Here is a 25,700-nt window from a genome sequence, read left to right as displayed (position 1 = left end):
TATTAAAGCACAGCCTATGACGCAATCCTTACCTATATGGCGGATTTCCAGTCCGTGCCAATAAAGATGTTTACAACAATAAACCCAGCAATCTGCTGGGTTTGTTGTTATCAGTTAAATTTAAGACGCAATCGCAGAAAACACCACAACATAATCCTATAAAGAGTATGATTTTTCGCCAGCTGCTAAGTTGCGAGGTGAAAAAAAATTCAGTATTTTAGCAGACCATTTAGGCACGCCAACTCATTTATTTAGTGAACAAGGCGACACTATATGGGAAGGTTCATTAGACAGTTACGGAAAACTGCGTATTGATAAAGGGGAGATTGGATCTTGTCCTTTTCGATATCAAGGACAGTATGAGGATGTAGAAACCGAGGCAGGAGGTTCACGAACTCAAAAAAAACAATAATAAAGTTGTGAGTAAACTGGACTTTATTACAACCGTTTTAGATATTACGATCCGGAAGAAGGAAGGTATATTTCTCAAGATCCTATTGGGTTATTGAGTGGTGAGCCTAATTTATATGCTTATGTTCATGATCCTAATGGGTGGTTGGATACTTTTGGGTTAATTGTAGCACCTGCTACTGTGCCTAATTCTTCTGGAATTTACTCTTTATCTAATGCTACTACAAATCAAGCTTATGTAGGGTCTTCTTTGAATGTAAATAGTCGAATGTCAGATATAAATCATACCAAAGCCCAAGATTTGTTAAACCATCCTGATACTAAGATAGAATTTACACCAGTAGATTTAGGAGATGCAAATAAATGGAAAGAGCAAAATAGAATATTAAGACATTTTGAACAAAAAGAAAAACTAAGACTTGAAAACGCAGGCTTTAATATGACCAATTCTAACAATCCAGAAGCATCAGTTAAAAATGCAAGAAATAGAGGAATAGTTACAGATGAGGGAGCTTCTGCGGGTAGACGTATAACTTGTAATTAATTATGAAAACATTATATAGTAAATTGAAGGCTAATTTTTTAAAGTCTAGAACGAATAAGTGGTCATTTTCTTTTGTTGAAGAAGAAAGAGAAGAAAATGGAGTTGTTTATAAAGAATTTAATAATTTTCCTCCCAAGGAATTATATTCCAAAATTGAAGCTATTACCTTTTTAGTTTATGATGATGATTTAGAAAAAGTGAAAAGTAAGCCTGATTTTTTAACTGAATTACGTAACCTAGAAGTTTTAGATATTCCTATAGATTGGTTATGTCATTTAGAATTTCCAATTAATATTAAGGCTCTTTCTCTTATTGATTCAATACATACACAAACCAAATATGAGTGGTGTAATGGTTTGATTTTAAAGGATTTAAAGTACTTAGGTATTCCTGAACAAATAAATCCTTTTAATATTGATTTTAATAATGTTCCAAGTCTTGAATGGATTAGTTTAGATTTGAAAGCAGAAAAGAAAGCAGAAAAATTAAATGATTTATCTAAAATCAAAACGTTAAGACATTTGATTCTTAGCCAAGCTAAAAATTTTGATGTATTCACACCTTTTTTAGCTCATAATATAGAAAGTATAGAATTGTTCTCTTGTAAAGGGAATAAGTTTCCTATTCAGAATATTCAATTATTACAAGACTTAAAGTACATTAAGATTAATAATATTTCTGTTGCTTTTGATTGCTCTTGGTTATTAAAATTACCAAATCTTATAGAATTAGAAATTTTGAATGTGAAAAATGTAGTTAATGTAAAAGAATTACTAAAAATTAAAACGTTAAAGAGCATATCTATTTTAAACTGTAATGATCCATTTGAAAATAAAGAAGAATTTAAATCTAAAAATTTTCAATTATTAAAGATTGATTATGCTTAGAGTTGCAATAATGTCTCCAGTAAACCCTGCAATTGCTGGGTTTATTATATCACTTAATCTAAAGACGTACTCACAGAAAACGCAATAATATAAGCCTTCAACGCAGACGATTTTTCACCAGTTGCCAAGTTGCGAGGGGAACGAAAATTCAGTATTTTAGCAGACCATTTAGGAACTCCTACACATTTATTTAGCGAACAAGGTTATACCATCTGGGTAGGTTCATTAGACAGTTACGGAAAATTACGGATTGAAAAAGGGGAAATAGGTTCTTGTCCTTTTCGTTATCAAGGACAATATGAAGATATAGAAACCGACGCAGGAGGTTCACAAACTCCAAAAAAAGCAATATTAAACTTGTGAGTAAACAGGACTTTATTACAACCGTTTTAGATATTACGATCCTGAGGAAGGAAGGTATATTTCTCAAGATCCAATTGGGTTATTGAGTGGTGAGCCTAATTTATATGCTTATGTTCATGATCCTAATGGGTGGTTGGATATTTTTGGGTTGACGGCTTGGAATTATGGGAACATGCCTAAAATTGACGGATATCAAAATCATCATGTGATCCCTCGTTCGCTGTCAGACCATCCAGCAATAAAAGCAGCTGGTTTTGATGTAGATAAATCAAGTAATTTGATCTATTTACCAAAAGAACAAGGAACACATCCTTTTAGAAGTCAGCACAATGGTTGGAATAGGCAACATAAAGCATATAATGCTGATATGAGACAAAAATTAAACGATATTCACGATATAGGTAAAGCAGATGGATGGAGTAAAAAACAATATTCTGAAGCTATTGAAAGTTTAAGAGGCGACACACGTCAAGATTTAAGAAAAGGAAAAATTAAATGTCATTAAATTAAAAATATGTATTACGAATTATCACACTTTTATAAAAGAGATGTTTATTTTCTTTATGACGACGAAAATAATATTGAAAGTAATGAATTTGAAAAAGGAAACATTATTAATGTAGAAGGTAAATTAATTTATCGAGTAGATAAGTTAGATAGTTATCTTTCGACATACGATATTTTACCCACTTTCAACACTCCTTTAGTTAGTAAGAAATTTGCAGATTTCTTTAAAGATTTAAACTTACAGTTTATAAACATTACAATTATTGATAAACAAGGTAATAGCAATAATGATTATTATATATTAAATGTATTAGATGTAGTATCTTGTATGGATTCTGAAAAATCAATTGTAGAAATAAAAAAATATGGTTCTGCAAATATTATGACAATAAAGAAATTATATATTATTCCAGATTCGCTAAACAATCTTTCGATTATACGAATGGAAGAAAAAAAATCTTATATAATTATAACAGAAGAATTTAAAAAGCGTTGTGAAGAAGCAGGTTTAAAAGGAGTTGAGTTTATAGAAGAAGGACACAGTATTTATACAGAATAACAATATAAAAACCGCTTCCTCCGCTGGCCCGAGCAGAAATTCTACAAAGGCTAGTGCTAGCTTCTAGCTCGTACCCACAAAGTTAATCAATCCCCGCTCTTCAAAGTCTCCTGACTTTGAAGTAATTTAAACAATAAAATTTGCTCTCCGAAGTCACTCGACTTCGGATTTGCTTTATTTAGTAATCTGTTAAAACATACCAGATGGTGCAATCATATCGTTTACCTATGATGTGTTTGGACGAAGACTTACCAAGAAATTCAAAAGTACTACGACCAATTGGCTTTGGGACGGAAACAAACCACTGCACGAATGGAAGACTTTTGAAACCAAAGACGCACTCACAGAAGATACAATAACTTGGGTTTTCAACGAAGAAGATTTTTCACCGGTTGCTAAGTTGCGAGGAGAAAAAAAATTCAGTATTTTAGCAGACCATTTAGGCACGCCAACTCATTTATTTAGTGAACAAGGCGACACTATTTGGGAAGGTTCCTTAGACAGTTACGGAAAACTGCGCATTGACAAAGGGGAGATGGGGTCTTGTCCATTTCGATATCAAGGACAGTATGAAGATGTAGAGACAGGACTTTATTACAACCGTTTTAGGTATTACGATCCGGAAGAAGGAAGGTATATTTCTCAAGATCCAATTGGGTTGATTAGTGGTGAGCCTAATCTATATGCTTACGTTCATGATCCGAATGGGTGGTTGGATGTTTTTGGTTTAACAAAATGGAAAGGCTTTAGTTCAGAAAAGGTCGGAGGAAAAACAGGTCTACAAAGACATTACGATAAACACGTTACTAGAGAAGGAGAGTTTGGAAATATTTCGCAAAATGAATATTTAAAAAAATCAAAAGAGTTTGGTAATCAAACAGGAGGAAATATCAAAGAAGCAGATGTGGGGAATTTTAAAGTAAAGTATAATCCAGACACAGGTGAAGTATTTGTTGGACATACTAAAAAAAGAGAAATAAGAACTTATTATATTGATGATGGTCGTAGTGGCGACGCATTTGAAGATGCAAAGAATAGGGCAAAAGGATGCAAATAAGTAATAATGTTATGGGAATTGAGTTAAGTAGAAAAGAAGCTATAAGAATAATTCAAGATTATATGCTGTTGCATCTAAGTATCGAAGAGAAAGGTAATATTTTAATAGGATATGGGGGAAAAGTTATCAATGAGGATAATGATGAGTGGATTGTCAGTGAAATATTAAATATTAAGAATAATAGGATTATCAGAGCAAACTATAATTATTCTAAATTGATAACAAATACGTATTTAGAATTGAAAATTAAAGAGTTTTATGATCTTGAAATAGCTATTATTTCTAATAAAAATTATGATTTTGATAGTTATTATTCTTGTGTCTGTTGCAATTATATAATTTCGAAGAAAAGAACACTCTATAGTATTTGTCCTGTATGTTATTGGGAAGATGACTTTACTGAAGGTGAAACTTATAGCGGACCAAATCATTCTTCATTGAAAGACTATAAATTAAAGTTTTTCAAGCAAAAAGAATTAAATTCCAATGATGATGTGTATTTACAATATTACAAATGATTAACAAAACCAGCTATCCGAAGTCTCCCGACTTCGGATTTGCTTATTTAATAGCTTTTTAAAATACCGCACGACGGCGATATCTTTTCATTTACCTACGATGTTTTTGGGAGAAGGCTTACAAAGAAATTCAAAAGCACTACAACCAATTGGCTTTGGGACGGAAACAAACCACTGCACGAATGGAAAACATTCGAGACCAAAGACGCACTCACAGAAGACATAATAACTTGGGTGTTTAACGAAGATGATTTTTCACCGGTTGCCAAATTGCGAGGTGAAAAAAATTCAGTATTTTAGCAGACCATTTAGAAACTCCTACACATTTATTTAGTGAACAAGGCGACACCATTTGGGAAGGTTCATTAGACAGTTACTGAAAAGTACGCTTTGACAAAGGGGAGATTGGTTCTTGTCCATTTCGCTATCAACGACAATATGAGGATGTAGAAACCGAGGCAGGAGGTTCACGAACTCCAACAAATCAATAATAACCTCGTGAGTAAACTGGTCTTTATTACAACCGTTTTAGATATTATGATCCGGAAGAAGGAAGGTATATTTCTCAAGATCCTATTGGGTTGTTGAGTGGTGAAACGAATTTATATGCTTATGTTCATGATCCTAATGGGTGGCTGGATGTTTTGGGATTAAGTCATTGTAATATTTCAACTAAAATTCATGAAGGTGCTCAAGGGAAACACATTCCTAGACATAATAATTTTGTATAAGGAAAAAGTATTTTGAGTGCAGATGCTCAAAAGTTATTATATAACTATCACTCAAGAAATGTTAATAGTTCTAGAGTCATATCCGAAACTAAAGTTAAAGTTGATTTTGGAGAAGTAATTGGAAGTACAAAAGCAGTAGATAAAGTAATGACGGAAACTACTTCAGGAATAATTCATAGCGGAAAAAATGGAGCGTATATTGTACCAGGTCTGCCAGACTCTTTTTAAATAAACATAAATAATGAATAAGGACAATTTATTACAAGTTCTGCATACATCTTTTTTAGGAGCAATTGCAAGTAATGTAAGAGCAATTGCTTTTGATTATAATATTGATACAATTTCTATATACACTTATATCGATAAAAATCCTGAAGAGGAAGATTATGAAATTATAGATATGGCTATTACTGAAGTTATGGCATCTTTACCCTCTATTTTATATCAAAAAATAGAAATAGTAGAAACTCATGAGCCTATTGGTAAATTGAAATCATATAATGGATGGATTTTCGTACGATATGAAGAGTAAGAAAAAGAATTTCTAGAAACAATAAATCTGATCCTGACGGATTCATGGACATTATAACTTCCCATAAATTTGAAGAATATGAATATTATAGATTTAATAAATAGAAATCATTTTCCAAAGCAACTTTATCCCAGCTATCCGAAGTCTCCCGCCTTTGGATTTACTTTATTTAGTACTATATTCAACCACGGCAGATCATGCTCAGACAGCTATTCATGGTCGCATGGGATCTCAAGGAAAGCTTTTTAGGCAACAGCCAAAGCATCATATTAAAAATGGTAGATTTGATAAAGCTATGAAAATGGATATTGATGATATTAATAGTAAGATGAAATCTGGAGTTATAAAAGGTAATTACTCACAAAGTATGATAGAAGCTGTAGAAAGAGCAAGATCAAAAGGAAATTTAACAGAGGCTCAATCCAAACGATTAAAAAAATCATGAAATGAAAAAAGTATATGAAATAGTTCCCTACGTTTCAGTTGGAGAGATAAAATTTGGAATGAAAAAAGAAGAGGTTATTGCGGTTTTTGGTAAAGAGCCTGATTTAATCACTAAAGGGTTTCTCGGAACAATAGAATTACAGTGGGAAAGTGTGGTTGTTAGATTTAATAAAAAAGGGTTAGTAAATGAGGTTTCTTTTTTACCAAATAATAACGTTTTTTTTAATGGTAGAGATATATTAAATGACCCTGAAACATTAAAAATACTAAGTAAATTAGAAAAACCATATATCACAGTTGGTTTCAAAGTTTTTTTTAATTTCGGAATCGCAGTAACAGGATTTAGTAAAAAAATCGACCATAAAGCATTAACTGTTTTCTCAAAAGAATTAGTGAAAGTTTGGAAAGAATAATACAAATAGCTTGATAGTTCGGATTTACAATGTTTCCGCACAAAGATTTTAACACCCGGATAGCGCGGATTTCCAATCCGTGCCCATAAAGATTTTATAACAACAAACCCATCAAATTGCTGGGTTTGTTGTATCAATTACTATAAAGACGCAGTCACAGAAAATACCATAACATAAGCCTTGAAGATGATTTTTCACCGGTTGCTAAGTTGCGAGGAGAAAAAAAATTCAATATTTTAGCAGACCATTTAGGAACTCCTACACATTTATTTAGTGAACAAGGCGACAACATTTGGGAAGGTTCCTTAGACAGTTATGGAAAACTGCGCATTGACAAAGGGGAGATTGGATCATGTCCTTTTCGTTACCAAGGACAATACGAAGATGTAGAAACCGAGGTAGGAGGTTCACGAATTCCAAAAAAAAACAATAATAATCTTGTGAGTAAACTAGACTTTATTATAACCGTTTTAGGTATTATGATGCTGAGGAAGGACGCTATATTTCTCAAGATCCAATTGGGTTGATTAGTGGTGAGCCTAATCTATATGCTTATGTTCATGATCCTAATGGGTGGTTGGATGTTTTTGGGTTAGCTAAAACCTATGATTCTAATAGTAATCGATGGAGAGACACAGAAACTGGGAGATATTCAAAAAAACCTACTGACCCAGGAGAAATGGTTCATAATGGTCAAATAAAACATGGAGACATACAGTAGTGGGCTAGTGAAAATGGGATTTCTGATACCTGGGGAGCAAGTAATACATTTCCTTCGGGAGGTTTTAAATACGAAAACAACAATCACAAAGTTCACGGACATGGGATAAATCCAAATGCAGTAACTAGGCATCCTGGTTCGAATTCCGCAACAGGTCCAACTGCTTCAATAAAAAATAAAACAACCGATCAAAATACTAGAGCAGATGGAACTTTAGGTACTTTTGGGTCTGACCCAAATGGAGCGCATATACCATTAACAGGCTCTTCATATTAAAAAACATATAATTTTTATGCTAAACGACATTTTAATAGAAATAAAAAAATATCCTACAATTTTGAATATAGAAGATGAAATATTTTTTATGACAAGAATTGAGAAAATTTCGCTTGATGAAATTATAAATAATGAAAAAATTATTTTTGAAATTCTTAGTATTCTTGAATCATCACACGAACAAACAATTTTTCAAGTAGATGATGAAAATATTATAAAATACAGGAAGTTTAGCACATGGATTAGACAGTTAAAAAAAATATTTTTAAATAAGGATAATTACATTGAAGTTTTAGCAGAAAATATGGAGGCTACTTTCAGGTGATATTAATCCTCTACATCCTAGATTTACAATGTGTAATCATACTTGACTTTTCTTTCCATAAAAATACCACCAAATAGTGTCTAGCTTTTTGGGGGCAGTCTAATTTGCGGGGTTTATTATATCACTTAATCTAAAGAGGCACTCACAGAAAACACCATAAAATAAGCATTCAAAGAAGACGATTTTTCACCAGTTGCTAAGTTGCGAGGGGAACGAAAATTCAGTATTTTAGCGGATCATTTAGGAACTCCTACACATTTATTTAGTGAACAAGGTGATACCATTTGGGAAGGTTCATTAGATAGTTATGGAAAACTGCGTATTGATAAAGGGGAGATTGGATCTTGTCCATTTCGATATCAAGGACAATACGAAGATGTAGAAACCGGGCTTTACTATAATCGCTTTAGGTATTACGATCCGGAAGAAGGAAGGTATATAAGTCAGGATCCTATTGGGTTGGCTTCTGGGGAATTTAGTTTTTATAATTATGTTGGGGATCCTAATGGCTGGGTGGACATTTTTGGGTTAAGTGGTTATATTGGGAGTGCTACTACATTTACAGACTCGGCAGGAACAACATTAACTGCTAATGGATATACAGATTTAAGCCATTTGTCAAATACTCAATTGAATCAATTGGAATATATGAATACTCATGGTGTAGGTATGTCTCCAAAAGATAAACAAGGGAATGTAATTGTTGGGCATCATCATAAACAACAGGCCGAAGGTCCTATTGTAATGCTGCCAGTCAAACATCATGATAAAAAAGATACAAATCCTGGTCAACATCCAAATGGAAAGAAAAAGGGAGAAGGATTATCAGCAGTGGAACGTAGAGAATTTAATAATTGGAGAAAATAGTTTTATGCAGATTTAGCTTCAAAAGAAAGAAAAAAGAGAAATACTTATAAAAAATAAATGGAACAAGATTTAATAAATAGAATTTCAAATTTTATACATCCAAATTCAGAAATTGATTTGTCTGGAATTCCCGCAACTGATTTAGAAATAATAAATGCAGAAACAATTCTTAATGTAAAATTTCATAGTGATTATAAAGAGTTTATTAAAAAGTTCGGTGGATCATATGCTGGAATCCCAATATATGCTTTCAAAAACAATGAAATGTTATCAAGTGATACAGTTATTGATCTAACTAAGAACTTTAGACAAGATTATCATGAAGACCGTAGGAGTAACATTATTAACAAAAGTTATGTTATTTCTTTTGACGATATGGGAAATCCAATCATGATAGATAAAGATGAAAACATGATAATTTTTTATCATGACTCTGATGGATATGCGATATTAACTAATAGTTTTGCTTCCTTAATTCAAGGAATACTTGAGGGCAAAAGCTTATATGATTTTAATTAAATTTTAATTCCTTAAGTTAACTCTGGAGAAAAGGATAAAAATATTCTAGTTTTTCTCCCGCTCCGCAAACACAGCTCTCAGAAATCTCGCAGCTTTCCGAAGTCTCCCGACTTCGGATTTGCTTTATTTAGTAGCCTGTTAAAACACAACTTATGGCGCAATCATATCGTTTACCTACGATGTTTTTGGGCGAAGACTAACCAAGAAGTTTAAAAGCACTACAACAAATTGGTTGTGGGACGGAAACAAGCCAATGCACGAATGGAAAACATTCGAGACCAAAGACGCACTTACAGAAGATACGATAACCTGGGTATTTAAAGAAGACGATTTTTTACCAGTTGCCAAGTTGCGATGCAAACGAAAGTTTAGTATTTTAGCAGACCATTTAGGAACTCCTACACATTTATTTAGTGAACAAGGCGACACCATTTGGGAAGGTTCATTAGATAGTTACGGAAAACTACGCATTGACAAAGGCGAAATAGCTTCTTGTCCTTTTTGCTATCAAGGACAGTATGAAGATGTAGAAACCGAGGCAGGAGGTTCACGAACTCAAAAAAAACAATAATAAACTTGTGAGTAAACTGGTCTTTATTACAATCGTTTCAGATATTACGACCCTGAGGAAGGACGGTATATTTCTCAAGATCCAATTGGGTTGATTAGTGGTGAGCCTAATTTATATGCTTATGTTCATGATCCTAATGGGTGGTTTGACCCATTTGGACTGGAGATGGTTACTGTTTGTCATTATACTAGTACCGAAGGATTTAAAGGTATATCAGGAAATGGAGTAATTAATGCATCAGATCCAGGAGCTAGAGGTAGTGGTGCTATTAATAAATCCAAAGGTGTTTACTTAACCAGATTAAAACCTACAGACTTGCAAAAAATCAGGACTTAGAGGTCAAATGGGATTAACTAAATCTAAGAGTACACACTATATTGAATTTCAAATTGATGACAGTAAACTTAAGAAATTAGACCCGCAAGATAAAATTAAGCGACTTCGGATCGATGAAGATGTTAATTTAAGACAATCAAATAATAAATTGAAAGATGGAGTTACTATTGGGAAAACTTCATGCAAATAAATAATATGGAATTAACAGGGAATTTATATGGTTTTTACTCGAATAAACCAATATCGAGCGTATTTAAAGATTTAGAACAACACGCGAAGAATATCAATTTTAAATTTAAAAGCACTTCATTTCAGGACGATGAGTGTATGTTTTTTTTCAAAGATCAAACCATGTTTGAACACCACGATGAAATAGGTTACAATACGGAACTTAATAACGAAGGTTGTTTTAATGTGGAAGCAAAAAAAACAAAACTAAAAGGAATTGCAACATTATTTGAATTTGAAGGCGAATCCGATTTTAATCCGTTTGATATTAATCTTGTTTTTACTGAGGTGTTTTATTATGTTCTTACTGTTCCACATTTGAAAGAAGAAGATAATTTTTCGCAAAAAACACATGATTCGTTTATGAATATACTGGGTTAACTTATCCAATGTTTCAGGGTTGGTGTAAATCTCTCGATATCGCTGATTTCCAATATGTGCTCACAAAGTTTTTAATATCAATAAACCCAGCAATTTGCTGGGTTTATTGTATCAATTAATATAAAGACACAGTCACAGAAAATACCATAACATAAGCCTTGAAGACGATTTTTCACCAGTTGCCAAGTTGCGAGGAGAGAAAAAATTCAGTATTTTAGCAGACCATTTAGGAACTCCTACACATTTATTTAGTGAACAAGGTGATACCATTTGGGAAGGTTCATTAGATAGTTACGGAAAACTACGCATTGACAAAGGGGAGATTGGATCATGTCCATTTCGATATCAAGGACAGTATGAAGATGTAGAAACCGACGTAGGAGGTTCAAGAACTCCTAAAAAACAATAATAATCTTGTGAGTAAACTGGTCTTTATTATAATAGATTTAGATATTACGATCATGAGGAAGGACGGTATATTTCTCAAGATCCAATTGAATTGATTAGTGGTGAACCGAATTTATATGCTTATTTTCATGATCCGAATGGGTGGTTGGATGTTTTTGGGCTTAATAGTGTTGGAAACCCTTTGCCTGGAAATGAAAAAGTATTCAGAATTTGAGACCAAGTTAATTTGAGTACTGCAGAAGCAGGGTTAAATCCGGCGGGAATTTCTGTAATTAGAGCCAATAATGCGAATGAGGCTGGTAATAGTATGAAAGAAGCTTTTCCAAAAGCGACAAATTTGCACAAATCAATTGATGCAGGAAATATTATGGAGTCTACAGTAGATAATATTAGAAAGAGTGGATTTGATGTGCTTGAAAATCCTACAAACAATTTAGGTGACGCACACGCAAGACTTATTCATTCTGATTGAGTTGATGGATTGATAAAAATAAGAATAAATTAAAAAGAGCTTTTGGATGTCAATATAGATAAGATAATTTCTGGGAAATTTAAAAAGGTCGTTGCTGAGATTGAAGTAAAATCATTTAAAAATGACGGTATAGAATATAACGCACTAATTATTAAGAATAATTTTCCTATTAAGTTATTGATGCTAATAAAAAAGTTTCACGAAGAAGTTGACAATTTCGCTTTCTCGATCGTTGATGAAGTAGAGAGAGAAATACAATTATATGATTTGTATATTGAGAGCAACAATTCTAAAATATTTCACTTGAAGATGATAGAATAGACTTTTATACAAAATACCCAACAGGGAAAGGTTTTTTAGATGATTATCCAAAATTGTAGAAGTATTCGACCCGCAAAATGATAGTTCATGCAGATTCCAATTGTTGGGTGCAATCCGCTTATCCTTTATAACAAAAAAATGAAAATATTATATAATATTAATTTAGAAGATTATCAAATAATACAAATGAGAAATTATTTGAATTATTCTACAATAGAAATTGCTAATAATTTACTTTTTGCAGATGTTGCTTTTGTAGATGAAAAGGGCCAAAACACATTGTTCTTCAAAGCAGAAATTTTAAAGCTTTTTATTGATTTAAATCAAGTTTTAGAGAAGATTAAATTAGGAGAGATAGAAAATGAAATGATTTTTAGTACAGATCAAAATTATATGTTCAACATTGAAATTAATAAAAAATTTATTGTTTTAAATTATAATAAAAATAAAATTTTAAAATACGATTTTAAGAAGTTTCAATTAGAACTAGCAAGAAATACAAAAAAAATATTTTCAGATTTTAAAATTTTATATCCAAATTATAAAGATATTAAAAATATTGATTTCCTAGTAAAGTCTTTAAGTAGATTTTAACTTATTAGGTGTATACCCGATAGCGCGGATTTCGAATTCGTGTCCACAAATATTTTACAACAACAAATCCAGTAATCTGCTGGGTTTGTGTCATCACTTAATATAAAGAATCACTCATAGAAAACGCCATAACATAAGCCTTTAACGAAGATGATTTTTCACCAGTTGCTAAGTTGCGAGGTGAAAAAAAATTCAGTATTTTAGCAGACCATTTAGGAACTCCTACACATTTATTTAGCGAACAAGGCGACACCATTTGGGAAGGTTCATTAGACAGTTATGGAAAACTGCGTATTGACAAAGGGGAAGTAGGTTCTTGTCCTTTTCGTTACCAAGGACAATATGAGGATGTAGAGACCGGTTTATATTACAACCGTTTTAGATATTACGATCATGAGGAAGGAAGGTATATTTCTCAAGATCCGATTGGGTTATTGAGTGGTGAACCTAATTTATATGCTTATGTTGAGGATCCTAATGGTTGGTTGGATGTTTTTGGATTAAGTTCAGGAGCTCTAAATACTGCTTTAAATGGGGTAAAGGGAGATAATATGCAAGCCCATCATTTGATACCTGAACAAGTATGGAGAGATAATAAACCATTTCTCGATAGTATAAACATAGGGGGTCAAAGAGATGCTGGGACAAATGGAGTATTACTTCATGACAGCGAAATAGGTGCAAGAGCAAATGGAAAAGCGGTATATCATAATGGAAGCCATATAAACTATAGCAGAATGGTAGATGCAAGAATAAGAAACATTCAAAGGAGTCATAATATTCATGGAGATGATGACAGAGCAAGAAGGGAAATTGCAGATTTACAAAATCGTTTAAGAAGAGTTCTAGATAGGCAATCTAGAGGAGGTTGTAGCAGAGTAAGTTAAAAAATATTGAGAAAATGGAAAATTTATATATTTGGTTTTATACAACAGCAAGAAAGCATAAAGGAGTTCCTTATATTATTGAAAACAGATCATTAAGCGATGTTTTCACTGCGAAAAAAGATGAAGGAATGGGTAAATGGTCAGATTATAATCCTACTAAAGATGGCTTTCCTCCAAGGGATAGCCGATTAAAATTCCCGAAGGATTTGTTTTTTATAGTACAAAAAGAGAAGGAAATACTTTTAGATTTCATGCCTTATCACAACAATTTAATGATTATTTCTGATGTTTTTTTAGATTATTTAAAAGAACAGAAGATAGATTTAAATTTTGAAATAGCTAATTTGAAAGTTGTTCATAGAAATGGATTAGAATTAAAAGTTGATAAGAAGTATTTTGCAATTAGAATTGGGAAGTTTGATGATGAATTATTTGATTTAGATCAACAAAGTAAAAAAAGAGCTGCTGGGAGTAGAGATTTTTTCCTTTATCCAAATTTAAAGCTCAAAATAAAAAATATTGAAAGGGATCTATTCTTTCTTAATGAATTATGGTATAGCGAAGCATTAATTCTTACCGAGAAAGGAAAAGAAGAAGTAAAAAAAAGGTTTTATTCACCAGAAATATATAAAGCAGAGGATTATCCTCTAGCGTTTAATAATCAGTTAAATATTAATTATTTGCCAGAAATTCAATAATATCGATTGCTCGGAAATCAAATAATATTCACCGCAACACGAATGGAAAACATTCGAAACCAAAGACGCACTCACAGATGACATCATCACTTGGGTTTTCAACGAAGATGATTTTTCACCAGTTGCTAAGTTGCGAGGGGAACGAAAATTCAGTATTTTAGCAGACCATTTAGGAACTCCTACTCATTTATTTAGTGAACAAGGCGACACCATTTGGGAAGGATCTCTAGACAGTTACGGAAAACTACGCATTGACAAAGGGGAGATTGGTTCATGTCCTTTTCGATATCAAGGACAATATGAGGATGTAGAAACCGAGGCAGGAGGTTCACGAACTCAAAAAAAACTATAATAAACTTGTGAGTAAACTGGTTTATATTACAACCGTTTTAGACATTACGATCCTGAGGAAGGAAGATATGTAAGTCAAGATCCTATTTCTATTTTGGGAGGATTAAATGTCTACACTTATGTTAAAAATCCTAACATTTACAATGATATTTTTGGTCTAAGTCCAATTGTTATTTTAGGAGAGGGGCAACAAGCTGTAAATGAGAGCGCTAGATTGTTAAGGGCTCAGGGCTATAATGCTGAAAGTATGATTTTTCCTTAAGTCCAGTGGAAAGGTGGGCGCTTATACGAAGGAATGCAAGATGCTGATTTTCAAAGAGCTGTTGATTGGAATAAACAATGGCTAAAGGATAAAATTGCGAATGGTTACAAAGTAGTAGATATTGGTTCCGACGGTAGAGTAAAAAGGAGTTAATTTTATCAGGCTGAATTAGACGCAATAAAGGAAATGAACTCAACAAAAAACACTATTAAAAAATTCGCTAATGGAGAAACTGTTGAGCAAATGAGGACTAGAGTAAAAAGTTGTAAATAAAATGAAAAAATTCTTTATACATTTAAAAGTAAATTCAATAGATAAAGCCATTACATTTTATTGTGATGAAATAAAGTTATTTGAATTTTATCAAGATTTTGGAATGGAAGAAGTGGCTTTAGTATGTAAAAATAATAAAACTATTATCTTGCTTCTGTCTAAAGGTAATGGACATGTAGATTGGCCAGTATTTAGTATTGAGGTTGAAAATTGTGAGCATATTTTTAAAAAGATGAAAGATCAAGTTTTTGAGACAGGTGCGAAATTATTAAATAAAGAAGTTTTTGACTACCCATTAGGAAAAAATATAACTTTAAAAGATCCATCAGGAAATACTATTATTATTTTTGAAGAATATAAATAATGTTCTTACCATGATAAAGTACGTAATCTTTGCGGCGATAGCCCTGATTAACAATCCATGCCAATAAAAATTTTCATAACAATAAACCCAGCAAATTGCTGGGTTTATTGTTATCATTTAATATAAAGAAACACTAGCAGAAAACACCATAGCATAAGCCTTCAACGAAGATGATTTTGCACCAGTTGCCAAGTTGCGAGGAGAGAAAAAATTCACTATTTTAGCAGACCATTTAGGAACTCCTACACATTTATTTAGTGAACAAGGTGATACCATTTGGGAAGGTTCATTAGATAGTTACGGAAAACTACGCATTGACAAAGGGGAGATTGGATCATGTCCATTTCGATATAAAGGACAGTATGAAGATGTAGAAACCGACGTAGGAGGTTCACGAACTCAAAAAAAACAATAATAAAGTTGTGAGTAAACTGGTCTTTATTATAATCGTTTTAGGTATTATGATCCGGAAGAAGGACGGTATATTTCTCAAGATCCTATTGGGTTATTGAGTGGTGAACCGAATTTATATGCTTATGTTCATGATCCGAATGGGGGGTTGGATGTTTTTGGGTTAGCGAATAGTTATGGTAAGAAAAACAAAAATGGGATTGCTGATGGAAAATCTAAGAAAAGAAGATTAAAAAAAATAATCAATGAGATAAATACTCGAAAAAGACAGGTGAACAGTTTACAACGTTTAGAAATAAAGACAAAGTTCTACCAACCCATAATAATGGAAAGCCAGTTAAATATACAGAGCATGATTATGATCCAGTCCCAACTTTATCACAAAGAGATAATGGTGCGAATAGAGGAACGAAAAGGGTTGTAGTAGGAGATGATGGAAATGCTTATTATACCAATGATCATTATGATAATTTTGTTAAAGTAAATTGAGTATTATGGTAGAAATAGATTTAAATTTTCAGGATATCAAAAATAAAAAAAGCTTTTTTAATCTAATGTCAAAGTCTTTTGATTTGCCTAATTACTTCAAAAACAGCTTTGATTCCTTAGATGAATGCATGAGAGACCTAAGCTGGTTGTCAGGAGATTATTTAGAAATTAAAATAAAAAATTTAGATCCAATTAAAATAACAAATCAAGAATTGTATAATGATATTATTGAAAGCATTGAATTTTATAATCAATATTGGATAAATTCCAACGATAAAAAGGTTATATTTTCATTTGAGTAATAAATAAAAACAATTATATGTTAATAATTGTAGAAAATTATTTAACCATAAATGACATTTGGATTTTTTAGAATAGTTCTTTTAGAGTAAGAAGCCCGATAGCGCGGATTTCGAATACGTGCCCATAAATATTTTATAACAACAAACCCAGCAATCTGCTGGGTTTATTGTATTTCTAAATATAAAGACGTACTCACAGAAAACATTCAACATAAGCGTTAAACGAAGACGATTTTCCCCCAGTTGCGAGGAGAAAAAAATTCAGTATTTTAGCAGACCATTTAGGAACGCCAACTCACTTATAGGGGACAAGGTGATACCATTTGGGAAGGTTCCTTAGACAGTTACGGAAAACTGCGCATTGACAAAGGGGAGATTGGATCATGTCCTTCGCGTTATCAAGGACAGTATGAAGATGTAGAAACCGAGGCAGGAGGTTCACGAACTCCAAAAAAACAATAATAATCTTGTGAGTAAACTGGTCTTTATTACAACCGTTTCAGATATTACGATCCTGAGGAAGGACGCTATATTTCTCAAGATCCAATTGGGTTGATTAGTGGTGAGCCTAATCTATATGATTACGTTCATGATCCTAATGGGTGGTTGGATGTTTTGGGGTTATCGAGGACTCCAATTAATTTGGGAGATAATTATCGTGGTAGATTAGATAGATTCCCTATGGGGTCGGGAGTGGATTTTGAAATTCACGTAGTTAATAAAGCAGGCGTCGAAGTCGGCATATTTGGAAGTGATGGTTTTATGAATAAGCACCGTTTATCCGGAGATGATGTGAATGTGCCTGATAGCGTTAATCAAAGACTCAAAGGAATTGCGATAGATGAGATGAGGAAAGCGGGAAGAATAAGTTCTAAAGGAGAAGATAATATCAAAGGAGATAACTGGAAAAGACCTCGATTAAAAGGATGTAATTAATATGAAATATGTAGATTTAACCGATATGATAGACTATAGACCTTATCTGTCCTATCTAGAAAAAATTAAAGAAAAACTGCCACAAAGCGCTAGAGAGTATGCCACAAAAAAAGACCATTGGGATTTTAGTAGTGATTATTGCCCTCATGACTATTGGCTTGAATCCATAAATTTTAATGATATTAATGACTGTGAGAATTTTAGTTTAAAATTACAATTTACAAGTGGAAAATATAGACTAGAATTTTATTATGAAAAAGTAATTAATTATAGCTTCGAGGTTAAGAATTTCATGGATGATTTTAAAATGTTAGGCTCTCAAATAGTAATTGATGAAATCACGATAGATGAGCATAATGAGAATGTTATAGTTCATGAAATCGCTCTTATATATGGGAGTTTCGTGATTAAATGCTCAAATATGAAAGCCGAATGGACTGAAATCATTTAAAAAGCCAAATAGCTGGCATTTAAAATCATAATTTTCAAAAGCTCATAAAGAACTATTTTTGAATGAAATACGATGAACATTTTAAATTTCATTTCTAATCTGTATTAGAAAAATTATCATTAGAGTACAAAGTTGTCTATCATATAAAGAAACTAGAGGGACAACCGACCTATCCGAAGTCTCCCAACTTCGGATTTGCTTTATTTAGCATTCTTTTAAAACACAACTGATGGCGCAATCATATCGTTTACCTATGATGTTTTTGGGAGAAGACTAACCAAGGAGTATAAAAGCACTACAACAAATTGGTTGTGGGATGGAAACAAACCACTACACGAATGGAAAACATTCGAGACCAAAGACGCACTTACAGAAGATACGATAACTTGGGTTTTCAACGAAGATGATTTTTCACCGGTTGCTAAGTTGCGAGGGGAACGAAAATTCAGTATTTTAGCAGACCATTTAGGTACGCCCACTCATTTATTTAGCGAACAAGGCGACACCATTTGGGAAGGTTCGTTAGATAGTTACGGAAAACTACGCATTGACAAAGGCGAAATGGGGTCTTGTCCTTTTCAATATCAAGGACAGCATGAAGATGTAGAAACCGAGGCAGGAGGTTCACGAACTCCAAAAAAACAATAATAACCTTGTGAGTAAACTGGTCTTTATTACAACCGTTTTAGATATTACGACCCAGAAGAAGGAAGGTATATTTCTCAAGATCATATTGGGTTATTGAGTGGTGAGCCGAATTTATATGCTTATGTTCATGATCCCAATGGGTGGTTGGATGTTCTAGGGTTAGCTCCAACCTACAGTCAAAATTCAAGATCTCATGTTTACACTCACGGCCATTCAGCAAATTCGCGTCGTCCAAAAGGATCCGGTAAAAGTAAATTTAGAGTAGGCGAGGGTGGTGATAGTTTCATGAACGAAATTGTAAATCATCCGAATGTATTCATTACCAATCAAGGTAAGGGAAGAGTAAAATATGAAGTTTCAGACTTAGGAAGAAAAACAGGTTATGATGTCATAGGCGATGATGTTAATGGTGTTACTGTGATTGTTGAGGGGAACAATCCTTCTCCTAGATCAATATATACTACTGATGAAGTCGTGACAATGTATCCAACATAAAAAACAATAAATGAAAGATATAAATTTTGAAAAATTGATAGTAGAACAATGTAACAATTTACCTGCATTTTACGATCGAGTAAAAAGCATTTATAATTTGTTTTTAGACAATTTCGACACTTATCAATATCTGAACCAGGATATGAATTATTCAGCAGGTCAGTCGATTAATATGTATATTGACAATAATTGGGGCAATGTGAAAAACATTACTGATTCTTCATATTGTATCAAAGTATGGATAAGTTCTAAAAGTCAATTTTATTGCGTGAAAATTTTTGTAAAAGAAAAGAATTTGTGGTGTTTAACTGAAATAACATTTACTAATAAAATATTTGAGGTAATCCACAAAATTATGGAGTTAAGTGGTTTAAGAGAATTTCCGTCAGATAAATTAAATGAAATTACATTAAATAATTTTACAGAATTATACGGTGAGCCTGCTAATTTTTTCGAAGTTTTTTTTTCGGAAATTGATTAAAATAAAGTTTGATTTCAGAATAATGCTAAAAGCTTCGAGGTATCCATGCTTCGGATTTTTTTATACGACGATGTAGATAACTTGATAGAGAAATGTAAAAAACAGGAAGTCTTTTTAGTTTTAAAGCACAAATTACAAGTACTTTATGGACCCAATTCGGGAATGTTAATTGTTGTGTTACGACCGGATGGCGCAATCATATCGTTTACCTATGATATGTTTGGGCGAAGACTAACCAAGAAGTTTAAAAGCACTACAACGCATTGGTTGTGGGATGGAAACAAGCCACTGCACCAATGGAAGACTTTTGAAACCAAAGACGCACTCACATAAGACACAATAACTTGGGTTTTCAACGAAGATGATTTTTCACCAGTTGCCAAGTTGCGAGGGGAACGAAAGTTTAGTATTTTAGCAGACCATTTAAGCACGCCAACACATTTATTTAGTGAACAAGGCGACACTATTTGGGAAGGTTCATTAGACAGTTACGGAAAATTACGCATTGATAAAGGGGAGCTGGGGTCTTGTCCATTTCGATATCAAGGACAGTATGAAGATGTAGAAACCGAGGCAGGAGGTTCACGAACTCAAAAAAAACAATAATAAAGTTGTGAGTAAACTGGTTTTTATTACAACCGTTTTAGATATTACGATCCTGAGGAAGGAAGGTATATAAGTCAAGATCCAATTGAGTAATCTACCTAATATAAAAAGCAGTTAAATAAAAATAAAAAGAGTGAAAATAAATAAATTAATTATCATACTATTAAGATTTGATTTGCTTATTTTTTAGTTCATTTGCACAAAAAAATAAGATGCCTTTTAATAAATACTTCTTAGCTGCATTTACCGCTTTTTCCATCTGGGGCTTTTTTAGTTTAGTTTTAAAACCTTTGGCTATTTATCCTTCTTTAGATATTCTTTTTTTTAGGGTATTTATTGCGACTTTATTCTTGATGTTAATCAATATTTTATTTAGAAAAAGAACTTTGATAGCAGCGAAAGAAACTTTTATGCAGTTTTCAAAAATCAAAAAGAGAAATGCTATTGTAATGGCCATTTCTGGTGGGTTTTTATTAGTGCTAAACTGGTTTCTATTTATATATGCCATCAATCATGTGAGTTTGCAATCAGCATCTTTCGCCTATATCATTTGTCCAATCCTTACAACCGTTTTAGCTTATGTTTTATTGAAAGAAAAAATAGACTTTTGGCAATGGATCGCAATTGGTTTATGTGTAATAAGTTGTTTGATTCTCTCTTTTGGAAATTTATATGAATTACTATATAGTGTCGTTATTGCATTAAGTTTTGGTTTGTATTTAATTTCACAACGCATTAATACTGATTTTGATAAGTTTTTAATTCTAACGTTTCAAATGCTTGTTGCATCATGTGTGTTATTACCTTTTTATCCCTTTTATGGTGGAGTAGTTCCAGATAGTAGTAGCTTTTATATCTTATTAATTGTGATTGTAGTATTATTTACAATTATTCCATTGTTTTTAAATTTATATGCGTTGAAAGGACTAAACTCAGCAAGCGTTGCTATATTAATGTATACCAATCCTCTCATTCATTTCTTCTTGGCTGTTTTCTATTTTAAAGAAGCTGTTTCTTCTTCTCAAATAACTTCTTATCTGCTTATTGCGGTTTCAATAGTAGTCTTTAACAAGAATATTTTAGCAGATTATAGAGCTAAAAGGCAAAGAATGTTGTCATAAATGTCATATTGTCAGTAATTTTAGTACTGACAAAAGTGTAAATCTGTCAATTTCCCTATTTTTCTGTAATGGCACAATCATTGAATTAGAGATAGTGAGTTTAAAAAATGAAAATTAAAATTTAACTAGTATAGAAATGAGTAAAATTATTGGAATCGACTTAGGAACAACCAACTCTTGTGTGGCTGTTATGGAAGGTGGAGAGCCTGTTGTAATTGCAAACGCAGAAGGACAAAGAACAACGCCATCTGTTATTGCTTTTGTAGAAGGTGGTGAAATTAAAGTTGGAGATCCGGCTAAAAGACAAGCAGTAACTAACCCTACAAAAACAATTGCTTCTATTAAGCGTTTTATGGGGAATAAGTACACTGAAAGTGCTAAAGAAGCATCAACAGTAGCTTACAAAGTAGTAAAAGGAGATAACGATACACCACGTGTAGACATTGATGGTCGTTTATATACTCCACAAGAATTGTCAGCAATGACGCTTCAAAAAATGAAAAAAACAGCTGAAGACTATTTAGGTCATTCAGTTTCTGAAGCAGTTATTACTGTTCCAGCATACTTTAACGATGCACAACGTCAAGCTACTAAAGAAGCAGGTGAAATTGCTGGTTTAAAAGTAATGCGTATTATCAATGAGCCTACAGCAGCAGCTTTAGCTTATGGATTAGACAAAAAAGGAACAGATCAAAAAATCGCAGTTTACGATTTAGGTGGAGGTACATTTGATATTTCTATCTTAGAATTAGGAGACGGAGTTTTTGAAGTATTATCTACGAACGGAGATACACGTTTAGGTGGAGATGATTTTGACCAAGTAATTATCGACTGGTTAGCAAACGACTTTAATGCAACAGAAGGACTTGACTTACGTAAAGACCCAATGGCATTACAACGTTTGAAAGAAGCAGCTGAAAAAGCGAAAATTGAATTATCTTCTTCTGCACAAACAGAAATTAACTTACCATATGTAACAGCTACAGCTTCTGGACCTAAGCATTTAGTTCAGACGTTAACAAGAGCTAAATTTGAGCAATTAGCTGAAACTTTAGTAAAACGTTCAATGGAGCCAGTTATCAAATCTTTAAAAGATGCAGGTTTATCTGTTTCTGATATTGACGAAGTAATCTTAGTAGGAGGTTCAACTCGTATTCCTGTTATTCAAGAGCAAGTTGAAAAATTCTTTGGTAAAAAACCATCAAAAGGAGTTAACGCTGATGAGGTTGTTGCAATTGGAGCAGCTATTCAAGGTGGAGTTTTAACTGGTGAAGTAAAAGACGTATTATTATTAGACGTTACACCTTTATCATTAGGTATTGAAACAATGGGTGGTGTAATGACAACTCTTATTGAATCAAATACAACTATTCCAACAAGAAAATCGCAAGTTTTCTCTACTGCAGCGGATAACCAACCAACAGTTGAATTACACGTTTTACAGGGAGCAAGAGCAATGGCGGCTGACAACAAAACGATTGGTCGTTTTAACTTAGACGGTATTCCACCAGCACCAAGAGGAGTTCCTCAAATTGAAGTAACTTTCGATATTGACGCGAATGGTATCATCAAAGTATCTGCTACAGATAAAGGAACTGGAAAATCTCATGATATTCGTATCGAAGCTTCTTCAGGTTTAACAGCAGAAGAAATTGAAAAAATGATTAAAGATGCTGAAATGAATGCGGAAGCAGACAAAACAGCTAAAGCTAGAGCAGAAAAATTAAACGAAGCTGATTCTATGATTTTCCAAACAGAAAGTCAATTGAAAGAAATTGGTGATAAATTAACTGCTGATAACAAAACTGCAATTGAATTTGCTTTGACTGAATTAAGAATGGGTCATGAATCTCAAGATTTAGACGCTATCCAAAAAGGTTTAGACAATGTAAATGCAGCTTGGAAAGTAGCTACAGAAGAAATGTACAAATCGCAAGAAGGAGCTTCTCAAGCTGAACCGCAAGGAAATGCTGCAGGAGATCAAACGCAAGATGTTGATTTCGAAGAAGTAAAATAATTACAAGATGTAAATAAAATTAAACCGAGTCAGAAATGATTCGGTTTTTTTTTGTTCATTTGTTAAAACTTATAACATGAAAAAAAATTACATCTTATTCCTTTTTTTGATTTCTAATCTTGTTAGTGCTCAAATTCAGAGTTGTTTAAACGCAAACCCAATATGTGCAGATGGCAGCTTAATTGCTAATACAACAAATAATATAAGTGCTGCAACTGTAGGATGTCTCATCAGTACACCAAATCAAAAATGGTATATTTTTAAAGTTGGAGATAGTGGTGATATTAGTTTAAAAATTAGTCAAGGAGATAATGCCCCTTCTTATGATAATCAAGATATAGACTTTATTTCTTGGGGGCCGTTTGATCATTTGCCTGATTGTACAACTGAATTGTATGGTTATTCATCTAATTTTACACAGGCAAGTAATGTTGTAGGTTGTAGTTATTCTGCGTCGTCTATAGAAAATTTCAATTTGTTAAATGCTCCAAGTGGAAAGTTTTACGTAATTATGTCTACAAATTACAGTAATTTACCTGGTAGTATTTTAGTGCAACAAATCAATCAAAGAGAAGCAGGTGCAGGTTCATTAATATGTGATTATGTGATAATCGATCAGCAACCTGATAATCGAACGTATGCCGTAAATGGTACAGTTTCATTTTCTTTAGAAACTTTAAACGCATCAACATATAGATGGGAAATGAGTACAAATGGTACTGATTATTCAGTTTTGTCTGAAGGAGGTTCTATGCCTGCAATTACGGGTGTTGAGACGAATACATTAACATTAGCGAATACTCCTTCAATTTATGATGGGTACTCATTTAGAGCTTTAGCATCGAATAATGGGGATTCTGTCTATTCTAAGGTTTCAACATTAAACTCAACTTTGTCTCAAAATAGTTTTGAAAACAACTTATTTTCTGCTTATTATGATGCTACTAAAGATGTAATTGTTATTAAGAACAATGATAATACCAATGCAAAATTTCAATATAATTTATATGAACTTAATGGTAGACTAATTTCTTCGGCAACTATTCAGTCTCAAATTGAAAATGTGTCAACAGCTAATTGTTATTCGGGAGTCTACTTATTAGAGCTATTTAACGGAGAAACACGACAAGTTAAAAAGATAATAAAAAGATAAACTATTAAAGCCGAGTCAGAAATGATTCGGTTTTTTTGTTTTAAAAACTTGGCGTATTTATTTTTTCGTACATTTAGAAACTTAATCAACTACCTACTATTATGAAAAGACTTGTTTTATTGTTTGCTTTATTGGCTTCTACTGTAGCTTTTTCCCAAAAAGGGAAAGCAAAGACAAAGGCATCGCCAACTCCTAAAAATATCATTTTAACTAAAGTTGACAATATTTCAGCTGAGGTTATTACCGAAAAATCAGGAAAGAGAGTAGTGCTATTTGTAAAAAATGACAAACAAGTTGATACTTTAGAAGTAAAAAAATTAGATAAAGCAGATTTTAAGCCGGTCAATTTCACAATTAAAAGTTATACTACACAAGGGAAAAAGTTTTACTATGTAAATTGGAAAGAAGAAGTAAAAGTAGATACGAAATTAAAAAAAGAAAATGGAGTCGTTACAGAAGATCAACTTTGGGATACTGCAAATAAGACTCTTTTGTTAGGAAATACACAGAAATCTTCTCAAGTGAAAGAAACTATTTTCCTAGATGCTAATAAAACGGCTTCTCACGATGTAGAGAAAAAACGCAATGAAGGTTTTGAATTCGCTTTAAATGCCGATGGAAGTTTTATTTTGAAAAGCAAGACACAATCAAGTACTTATGCTTATAATGCAACGGCAGATAGATACGAGATTAAAAGCAGTCCAAAAGCAGCAGCACCTTCGAAAAAGAGGAGATAGACATAATTTTAAATAAAAAAAGGGAATCATTTG

At 32.7% G+C, this 25,700-nt stretch carries 38 protein-coding genes and 11 pseudogenes; all 49 read left to right on the top strand.

Annotated elements, in window-relative coordinates; translation table 11 throughout:
• Window positions 1-190 precede the first annotated feature (190 nt).
• The 49 genes and pseudogenes from ACFSX9_RS10800 (at window position 191) to ACFSX9_RS10560 (ending at window position 25,667) form a co-directional block, all read left to right on the top strand.
• Window positions 191-412 (top strand): RHS repeat domain-containing protein, encoded by a 222-nt coding sequence (locus tag ACFSX9_RS10800; RefSeq protein ID WP_379807513.1) that lies wholly within the window; start codon window positions 191-193, stop codon window positions 410-412.
• A gap of 27 nt (window positions 413-439) precedes the next feature.
• Window positions 440-955: pseudogene (locus tag ACFSX9_RS10795) on the top strand (RHS repeat-associated core domain-containing protein); the annotation flags it as partial.
• A 2-nt stretch (window positions 956-957) separates the two neighbouring features.
• Window positions 958-1,842 (top strand): hypothetical protein, encoded by an 885-nt coding sequence (locus ACFSX9_RS10790; RefSeq protein WP_379807511.1) that lies wholly within the window; start codon window positions 958-960, stop codon window positions 1,840-1,842.
• A 129-nt stretch (window positions 1,843-1,971) separates the two neighbouring features.
• A complete protein-coding gene (locus tag ACFSX9_RS10785; RefSeq protein WP_379807509.1) occupies window positions 1,972-2,205 on the top strand; it encodes an RHS repeat domain-containing protein in 234 nt (77 codons plus the stop codon).
• 16 nt (window positions 2,206-2,221) lie between these two features.
• Window positions 2,222-2,344, top strand: a pseudogene (locus ACFSX9_RS10780) (RHS repeat-associated core domain-containing protein); the annotation flags it as partial.
• Complete coding sequence (locus tag ACFSX9_RS10775) at window positions 2,339-2,710, top strand: AHH domain-containing protein (RefSeq protein WP_379808327.1); 372 nt, start codon at window positions 2,339-2,341, stop codon at window positions 2,708-2,710. The pseudogene ACFSX9_RS10780 and the gene ACFSX9_RS10775, both read left to right, overlap by 6 nt.
• A gap of 9 nt (window positions 2,711-2,719) precedes the next feature.
• A complete protein-coding gene (locus tag ACFSX9_RS10770; protein WP_379807507.1) occupies window positions 2,720-3,271 on the top strand; it encodes an Imm43 family immunity protein in 552 nt (183 codons plus the stop codon).
• Window positions 3,272-3,503: 232 nt separating this feature from the next.
• Window positions 3,504-4,328, top strand: a complete 825-nt coding sequence (locus ACFSX9_RS10765; protein ID WP_379807505.1) for an RHS repeat domain-containing protein — start codon at window positions 3,504-3,506, stop codon at window positions 4,326-4,328.
• Window positions 4,329-4,339: 11 nt separating this feature from the next.
• Entirely contained in the window at window positions 4,340-4,846 is a 507-nt protein-coding gene (locus ACFSX9_RS10760; protein WP_379807503.1) for a CPCC family cysteine-rich protein, read from the top strand.
• 518 nt (window positions 4,847-5,364) lie between these two features.
• A pseudogene (locus ACFSX9_RS10755) lies at window positions 5,365-5,577 on the top strand (RHS repeat-associated core domain-containing protein); the annotation flags it as partial.
• 12 nt (window positions 5,578-5,589) lie between these two features.
• A complete protein-coding gene (locus tag ACFSX9_RS10750; RefSeq protein ID WP_379807501.1) occupies window positions 5,590-5,805 on the top strand; it encodes a polymorphic toxin type 50 domain-containing protein in 216 nt (71 codons plus the stop codon).
• 13 nt (window positions 5,806-5,818) lie between these two features.
• Entirely contained in the window at window positions 5,819-6,109 is a 291-nt protein-coding gene (locus ACFSX9_RS10745) for a hypothetical protein (RefSeq protein WP_379807499.1), read from the top strand.
• Window positions 6,110-6,263: 154 nt separating this feature from the next.
• Window positions 6,264-6,554 carry a hypothetical protein gene (locus tag ACFSX9_RS10740; protein ID WP_379807497.1) on the top strand — a complete coding sequence of 97 codons (291 nt, stop codon included), beginning with the start codon at window positions 6,264-6,266 and terminating at the stop codon, window positions 6,552-6,554.
• Window position 6,555: 1 nt separating this feature from the next.
• Window positions 6,556-6,966, top strand: coding sequence for a hypothetical protein (locus tag ACFSX9_RS10735; RefSeq protein WP_379807495.1), 411 nt, complete (start codon window positions 6,556-6,558; stop codon window positions 6,964-6,966).
• Window positions 6,967-7,175: 209 nt separating this feature from the next.
• Window positions 7,176-7,493, top strand: a complete 318-nt coding sequence (locus tag ACFSX9_RS10730) for an RHS repeat domain-containing protein (protein WP_379807493.1) — start codon at window positions 7,176-7,178, stop codon at window positions 7,491-7,493.
• Window positions 7,469-7,687, top strand: coding sequence for an RHS repeat-associated core domain-containing protein (locus ACFSX9_RS10725; protein WP_379808325.1), 219 nt, complete (start codon window positions 7,469-7,471; stop codon window positions 7,685-7,687). Before ACFSX9_RS10730 ends, ACFSX9_RS10725 begins: the two co-directional genes overlap by 25 nt.
• A gap of 292 nt (window positions 7,688-7,979) precedes the next feature.
• A complete protein-coding gene (locus tag ACFSX9_RS10720) occupies window positions 7,980-8,288 on the top strand; it encodes a hypothetical protein (protein ID WP_379807491.1) in 309 nt (102 codons plus the stop codon).
• A gap of 201 nt (window positions 8,289-8,489) precedes the next feature.
• On the top strand, window positions 8,490-9,155 hold the full coding sequence (locus ACFSX9_RS10715; RefSeq protein ID WP_379807489.1) for an RHS repeat domain-containing protein: 666 nt from the start codon (window positions 8,490-8,492) through the stop codon (window positions 9,153-9,155).
• Window positions 9,156-9,212: 57 nt separating this feature from the next.
• Window positions 9,213-9,674, top strand: a complete 462-nt coding sequence (locus tag ACFSX9_RS10710) for an SMI1/KNR4 family protein (RefSeq protein WP_379807487.1) — start codon at window positions 9,213-9,215, stop codon at window positions 9,672-9,674.
• A 232-nt stretch (window positions 9,675-9,906) separates the two neighbouring features.
• The gene (locus ACFSX9_RS10705) at window positions 9,907-10,245 is read left to right on the top strand and encodes an RHS repeat domain-containing protein (protein WP_379807485.1); all 339 of its coding nucleotides are present in this window, start codon (window positions 9,907-9,909) and stop codon (window positions 10,243-10,245) included.
• 27 nt (window positions 10,246-10,272) lie between these two features.
• A pseudogene (locus ACFSX9_RS10700) lies at window positions 10,273-10,581 on the top strand (RHS repeat-associated core domain-containing protein); the annotation flags it as partial.
• A 195-nt stretch (window positions 10,582-10,776) separates the two neighbouring features.
• Window positions 10,777-11,190, top strand: coding sequence for a hypothetical protein (locus ACFSX9_RS10695; protein ID WP_379807483.1), 414 nt, complete (start codon window positions 10,777-10,779; stop codon window positions 11,188-11,190).
• Window positions 11,191-11,377: 187 nt separating this feature from the next.
• A complete protein-coding gene (locus ACFSX9_RS10690; RefSeq protein ID WP_379807481.1) occupies window positions 11,378-11,599 on the top strand; it encodes an RHS repeat domain-containing protein in 222 nt (73 codons plus the stop codon).
• A gap of 27 nt (window positions 11,600-11,626) precedes the next feature.
• Window positions 11,627-11,812 (top strand): annotated as a pseudogene (locus tag ACFSX9_RS10685) (RHS repeat-associated core domain-containing protein); the annotation flags it as partial.
• Window positions 11,813-11,824: 12 nt separating this feature from the next.
• Window positions 11,825-12,070: a hypothetical protein gene (locus ACFSX9_RS10680; RefSeq protein ID WP_379807479.1), complete on the top strand. Its 246-nt coding sequence runs from the start codon at window positions 11,825-11,827 to the stop codon at window positions 12,068-12,070.
• A gap of 42 nt (window positions 12,071-12,112) precedes the next feature.
• Window positions 12,113-12,391: a hypothetical protein gene (locus ACFSX9_RS10675; protein ID WP_379807477.1), complete on the top strand. Its 279-nt coding sequence runs from the start codon at window positions 12,113-12,115 to the stop codon at window positions 12,389-12,391.
• A 138-nt stretch (window positions 12,392-12,529) separates the two neighbouring features.
• Window positions 12,530-12,985 carry a hypothetical protein gene (locus tag ACFSX9_RS10670; protein WP_379807475.1) on the top strand — a complete coding sequence of 152 codons (456 nt, stop codon included), beginning with the start codon at window positions 12,530-12,532 and terminating at the stop codon, window positions 12,983-12,985.
• Between the two features lie 173 nt (window positions 12,986-13,158).
• On the top strand, window positions 13,159-13,872 hold the full coding sequence (locus ACFSX9_RS10665) for an RHS repeat domain-containing protein (RefSeq protein ID WP_379807473.1): 714 nt from the start codon (window positions 13,159-13,161) through the stop codon (window positions 13,870-13,872).
• Window positions 13,873-13,886: 14 nt separating this feature from the next.
• Complete coding sequence (locus ACFSX9_RS10660) at window positions 13,887-14,570, top strand: Imm43 family immunity protein (RefSeq protein ID WP_379807471.1); 684 nt, start codon at window positions 13,887-13,889, stop codon at window positions 14,568-14,570.
• Window positions 14,571-14,700: 130 nt separating this feature from the next.
• The gene (locus ACFSX9_RS10655) at window positions 14,701-14,922 is read left to right on the top strand and encodes an RHS repeat domain-containing protein (protein WP_379807469.1); all 222 of its coding nucleotides are present in this window, start codon (window positions 14,701-14,703) and stop codon (window positions 14,920-14,922) included.
• A 27-nt stretch (window positions 14,923-14,949) separates the two neighbouring features.
• Window positions 14,950-15,183, top strand: a pseudogene (locus tag ACFSX9_RS10650) (RHS repeat-associated core domain-containing protein); the annotation flags it as partial.
• Window positions 15,184-15,457: 274 nt separating this feature from the next.
• Entirely contained in the window at window positions 15,458-15,820 is a 363-nt protein-coding gene (locus ACFSX9_RS10645; RefSeq protein WP_379807467.1) for a VOC family protein, read from the top strand.
• Between the two features lie 193 nt (window positions 15,821-16,013).
• Window positions 16,014-16,235: an RHS repeat domain-containing protein gene (locus ACFSX9_RS10640; protein ID WP_379807465.1), complete on the top strand. Its 222-nt coding sequence runs from the start codon at window positions 16,014-16,016 to the stop codon at window positions 16,233-16,235.
• Between the two features lie 27 nt (window positions 16,236-16,262).
• Window positions 16,263-16,385, top strand: a pseudogene (locus ACFSX9_RS10635) (RHS repeat-associated core domain-containing protein); the annotation flags it as partial.
• Window positions 16,386-16,555: 170 nt separating this feature from the next.
• Window positions 16,556-16,720, top strand: a pseudogene (locus ACFSX9_RS10630) (ribonuclease domain-containing protein); the annotation flags it as partial.
• Window positions 16,721-16,725: 5 nt separating this feature from the next.
• On the top strand, window positions 16,726-17,022 hold the full coding sequence (locus tag ACFSX9_RS10625; protein WP_379807463.1) for a barstar family protein: 297 nt from the start codon (window positions 16,726-16,728) through the stop codon (window positions 17,020-17,022).
• A gap of 489 nt (window positions 17,023-17,511) precedes the next feature.
• Window positions 17,512-17,634: pseudogene (locus tag ACFSX9_RS10620) on the top strand (RHS repeat-associated core domain-containing protein); the annotation flags it as partial.
• A 69-nt stretch (window positions 17,635-17,703) separates the two neighbouring features.
• Window positions 17,704-17,958, top strand: coding sequence for a hypothetical protein (locus tag ACFSX9_RS10615; RefSeq protein ID WP_379807461.1), 255 nt, complete (start codon window positions 17,704-17,706; stop codon window positions 17,956-17,958).
• Window position 17,959: 1 nt separating this feature from the next.
• Window positions 17,960-18,409 carry a hypothetical protein gene (locus tag ACFSX9_RS10610; protein ID WP_379807459.1) on the top strand — a complete coding sequence of 150 codons (450 nt, stop codon included), beginning with the start codon at window positions 17,960-17,962 and terminating at the stop codon, window positions 18,407-18,409.
• Between the two features lie 309 nt (window positions 18,410-18,718).
• On the top strand, window positions 18,719-19,057 hold the full coding sequence (locus ACFSX9_RS10605) for an RHS repeat domain-containing protein (RefSeq protein ID WP_379807457.1): 339 nt from the start codon (window positions 18,719-18,721) through the stop codon (window positions 19,055-19,057).
• A 27-nt stretch (window positions 19,058-19,084) separates the two neighbouring features.
• Window positions 19,085-19,552 (top strand): annotated as a pseudogene (locus ACFSX9_RS10600) (RHS repeat-associated core domain-containing protein); the annotation flags it as partial.
• Window positions 19,553-19,562: 10 nt separating this feature from the next.
• Window positions 19,563-20,033, top strand: coding sequence for a hypothetical protein (locus ACFSX9_RS10595; RefSeq protein WP_379807455.1), 471 nt, complete (start codon window positions 19,563-19,565; stop codon window positions 20,031-20,033).
• Between the two features lie 45 nt (window positions 20,034-20,078).
• Complete coding sequence (locus ACFSX9_RS10590; RefSeq protein WP_379807453.1) at window positions 20,079-20,366, top strand: hypothetical protein; 288 nt, start codon at window positions 20,079-20,081, stop codon at window positions 20,364-20,366.
• Window positions 20,367-20,417: 51 nt separating this feature from the next.
• Complete coding sequence (locus ACFSX9_RS10585; protein WP_379807451.1) at window positions 20,418-20,639, top strand: RHS repeat domain-containing protein; 222 nt, start codon at window positions 20,418-20,420, stop codon at window positions 20,637-20,639.
• A 24-nt stretch (window positions 20,640-20,663) separates the two neighbouring features.
• Window positions 20,664-20,732, top strand: a pseudogene (locus ACFSX9_RS10580) (RHS repeat-associated core domain-containing protein); the annotation flags it as partial.
• Window positions 20,733-20,851: 119 nt separating this feature from the next.
• Window positions 20,852-21,760, top strand: coding sequence for an EamA family transporter (locus ACFSX9_RS10575; protein ID WP_379807449.1), 909 nt, complete (start codon window positions 20,852-20,854; stop codon window positions 21,758-21,760).
• Window positions 21,761-21,896: 136 nt separating this feature from the next.
• Entirely contained in the window at window positions 21,897-23,777 is a 1,881-nt protein-coding gene (gene dnaK / locus ACFSX9_RS10570) for a molecular chaperone DnaK (protein ID WP_379807447.1), read from the top strand.
• A 76-nt stretch (window positions 23,778-23,853) separates the two neighbouring features.
• Window positions 23,854-24,930: a T9SS type A sorting domain-containing protein gene (locus ACFSX9_RS10565; protein WP_379807445.1), complete on the top strand. Its 1,077-nt coding sequence runs from the start codon at window positions 23,854-23,856 to the stop codon at window positions 24,928-24,930.
• Between the two features lie 101 nt (window positions 24,931-25,031).
• Window positions 25,032-25,667: a hypothetical protein gene (locus ACFSX9_RS10560; RefSeq protein WP_379807443.1), complete on the top strand. Its 636-nt coding sequence runs from the start codon at window positions 25,032-25,034 to the stop codon at window positions 25,665-25,667.
• Window positions 25,668-25,700 lie beyond the last annotated feature (33 nt).

The sequence above is a fragment of the Flavobacterium ardleyense genome (assembly GCF_042686085.1).
GTDB classification, from domain to species: domain Bacteria; phylum Bacteroidota; class Bacteroidia; order Flavobacteriales; family Flavobacteriaceae; genus Flavobacterium; species Flavobacterium ardleyense.
This window is presented reverse-complemented; position numbering and strand designations above follow the sequence as displayed.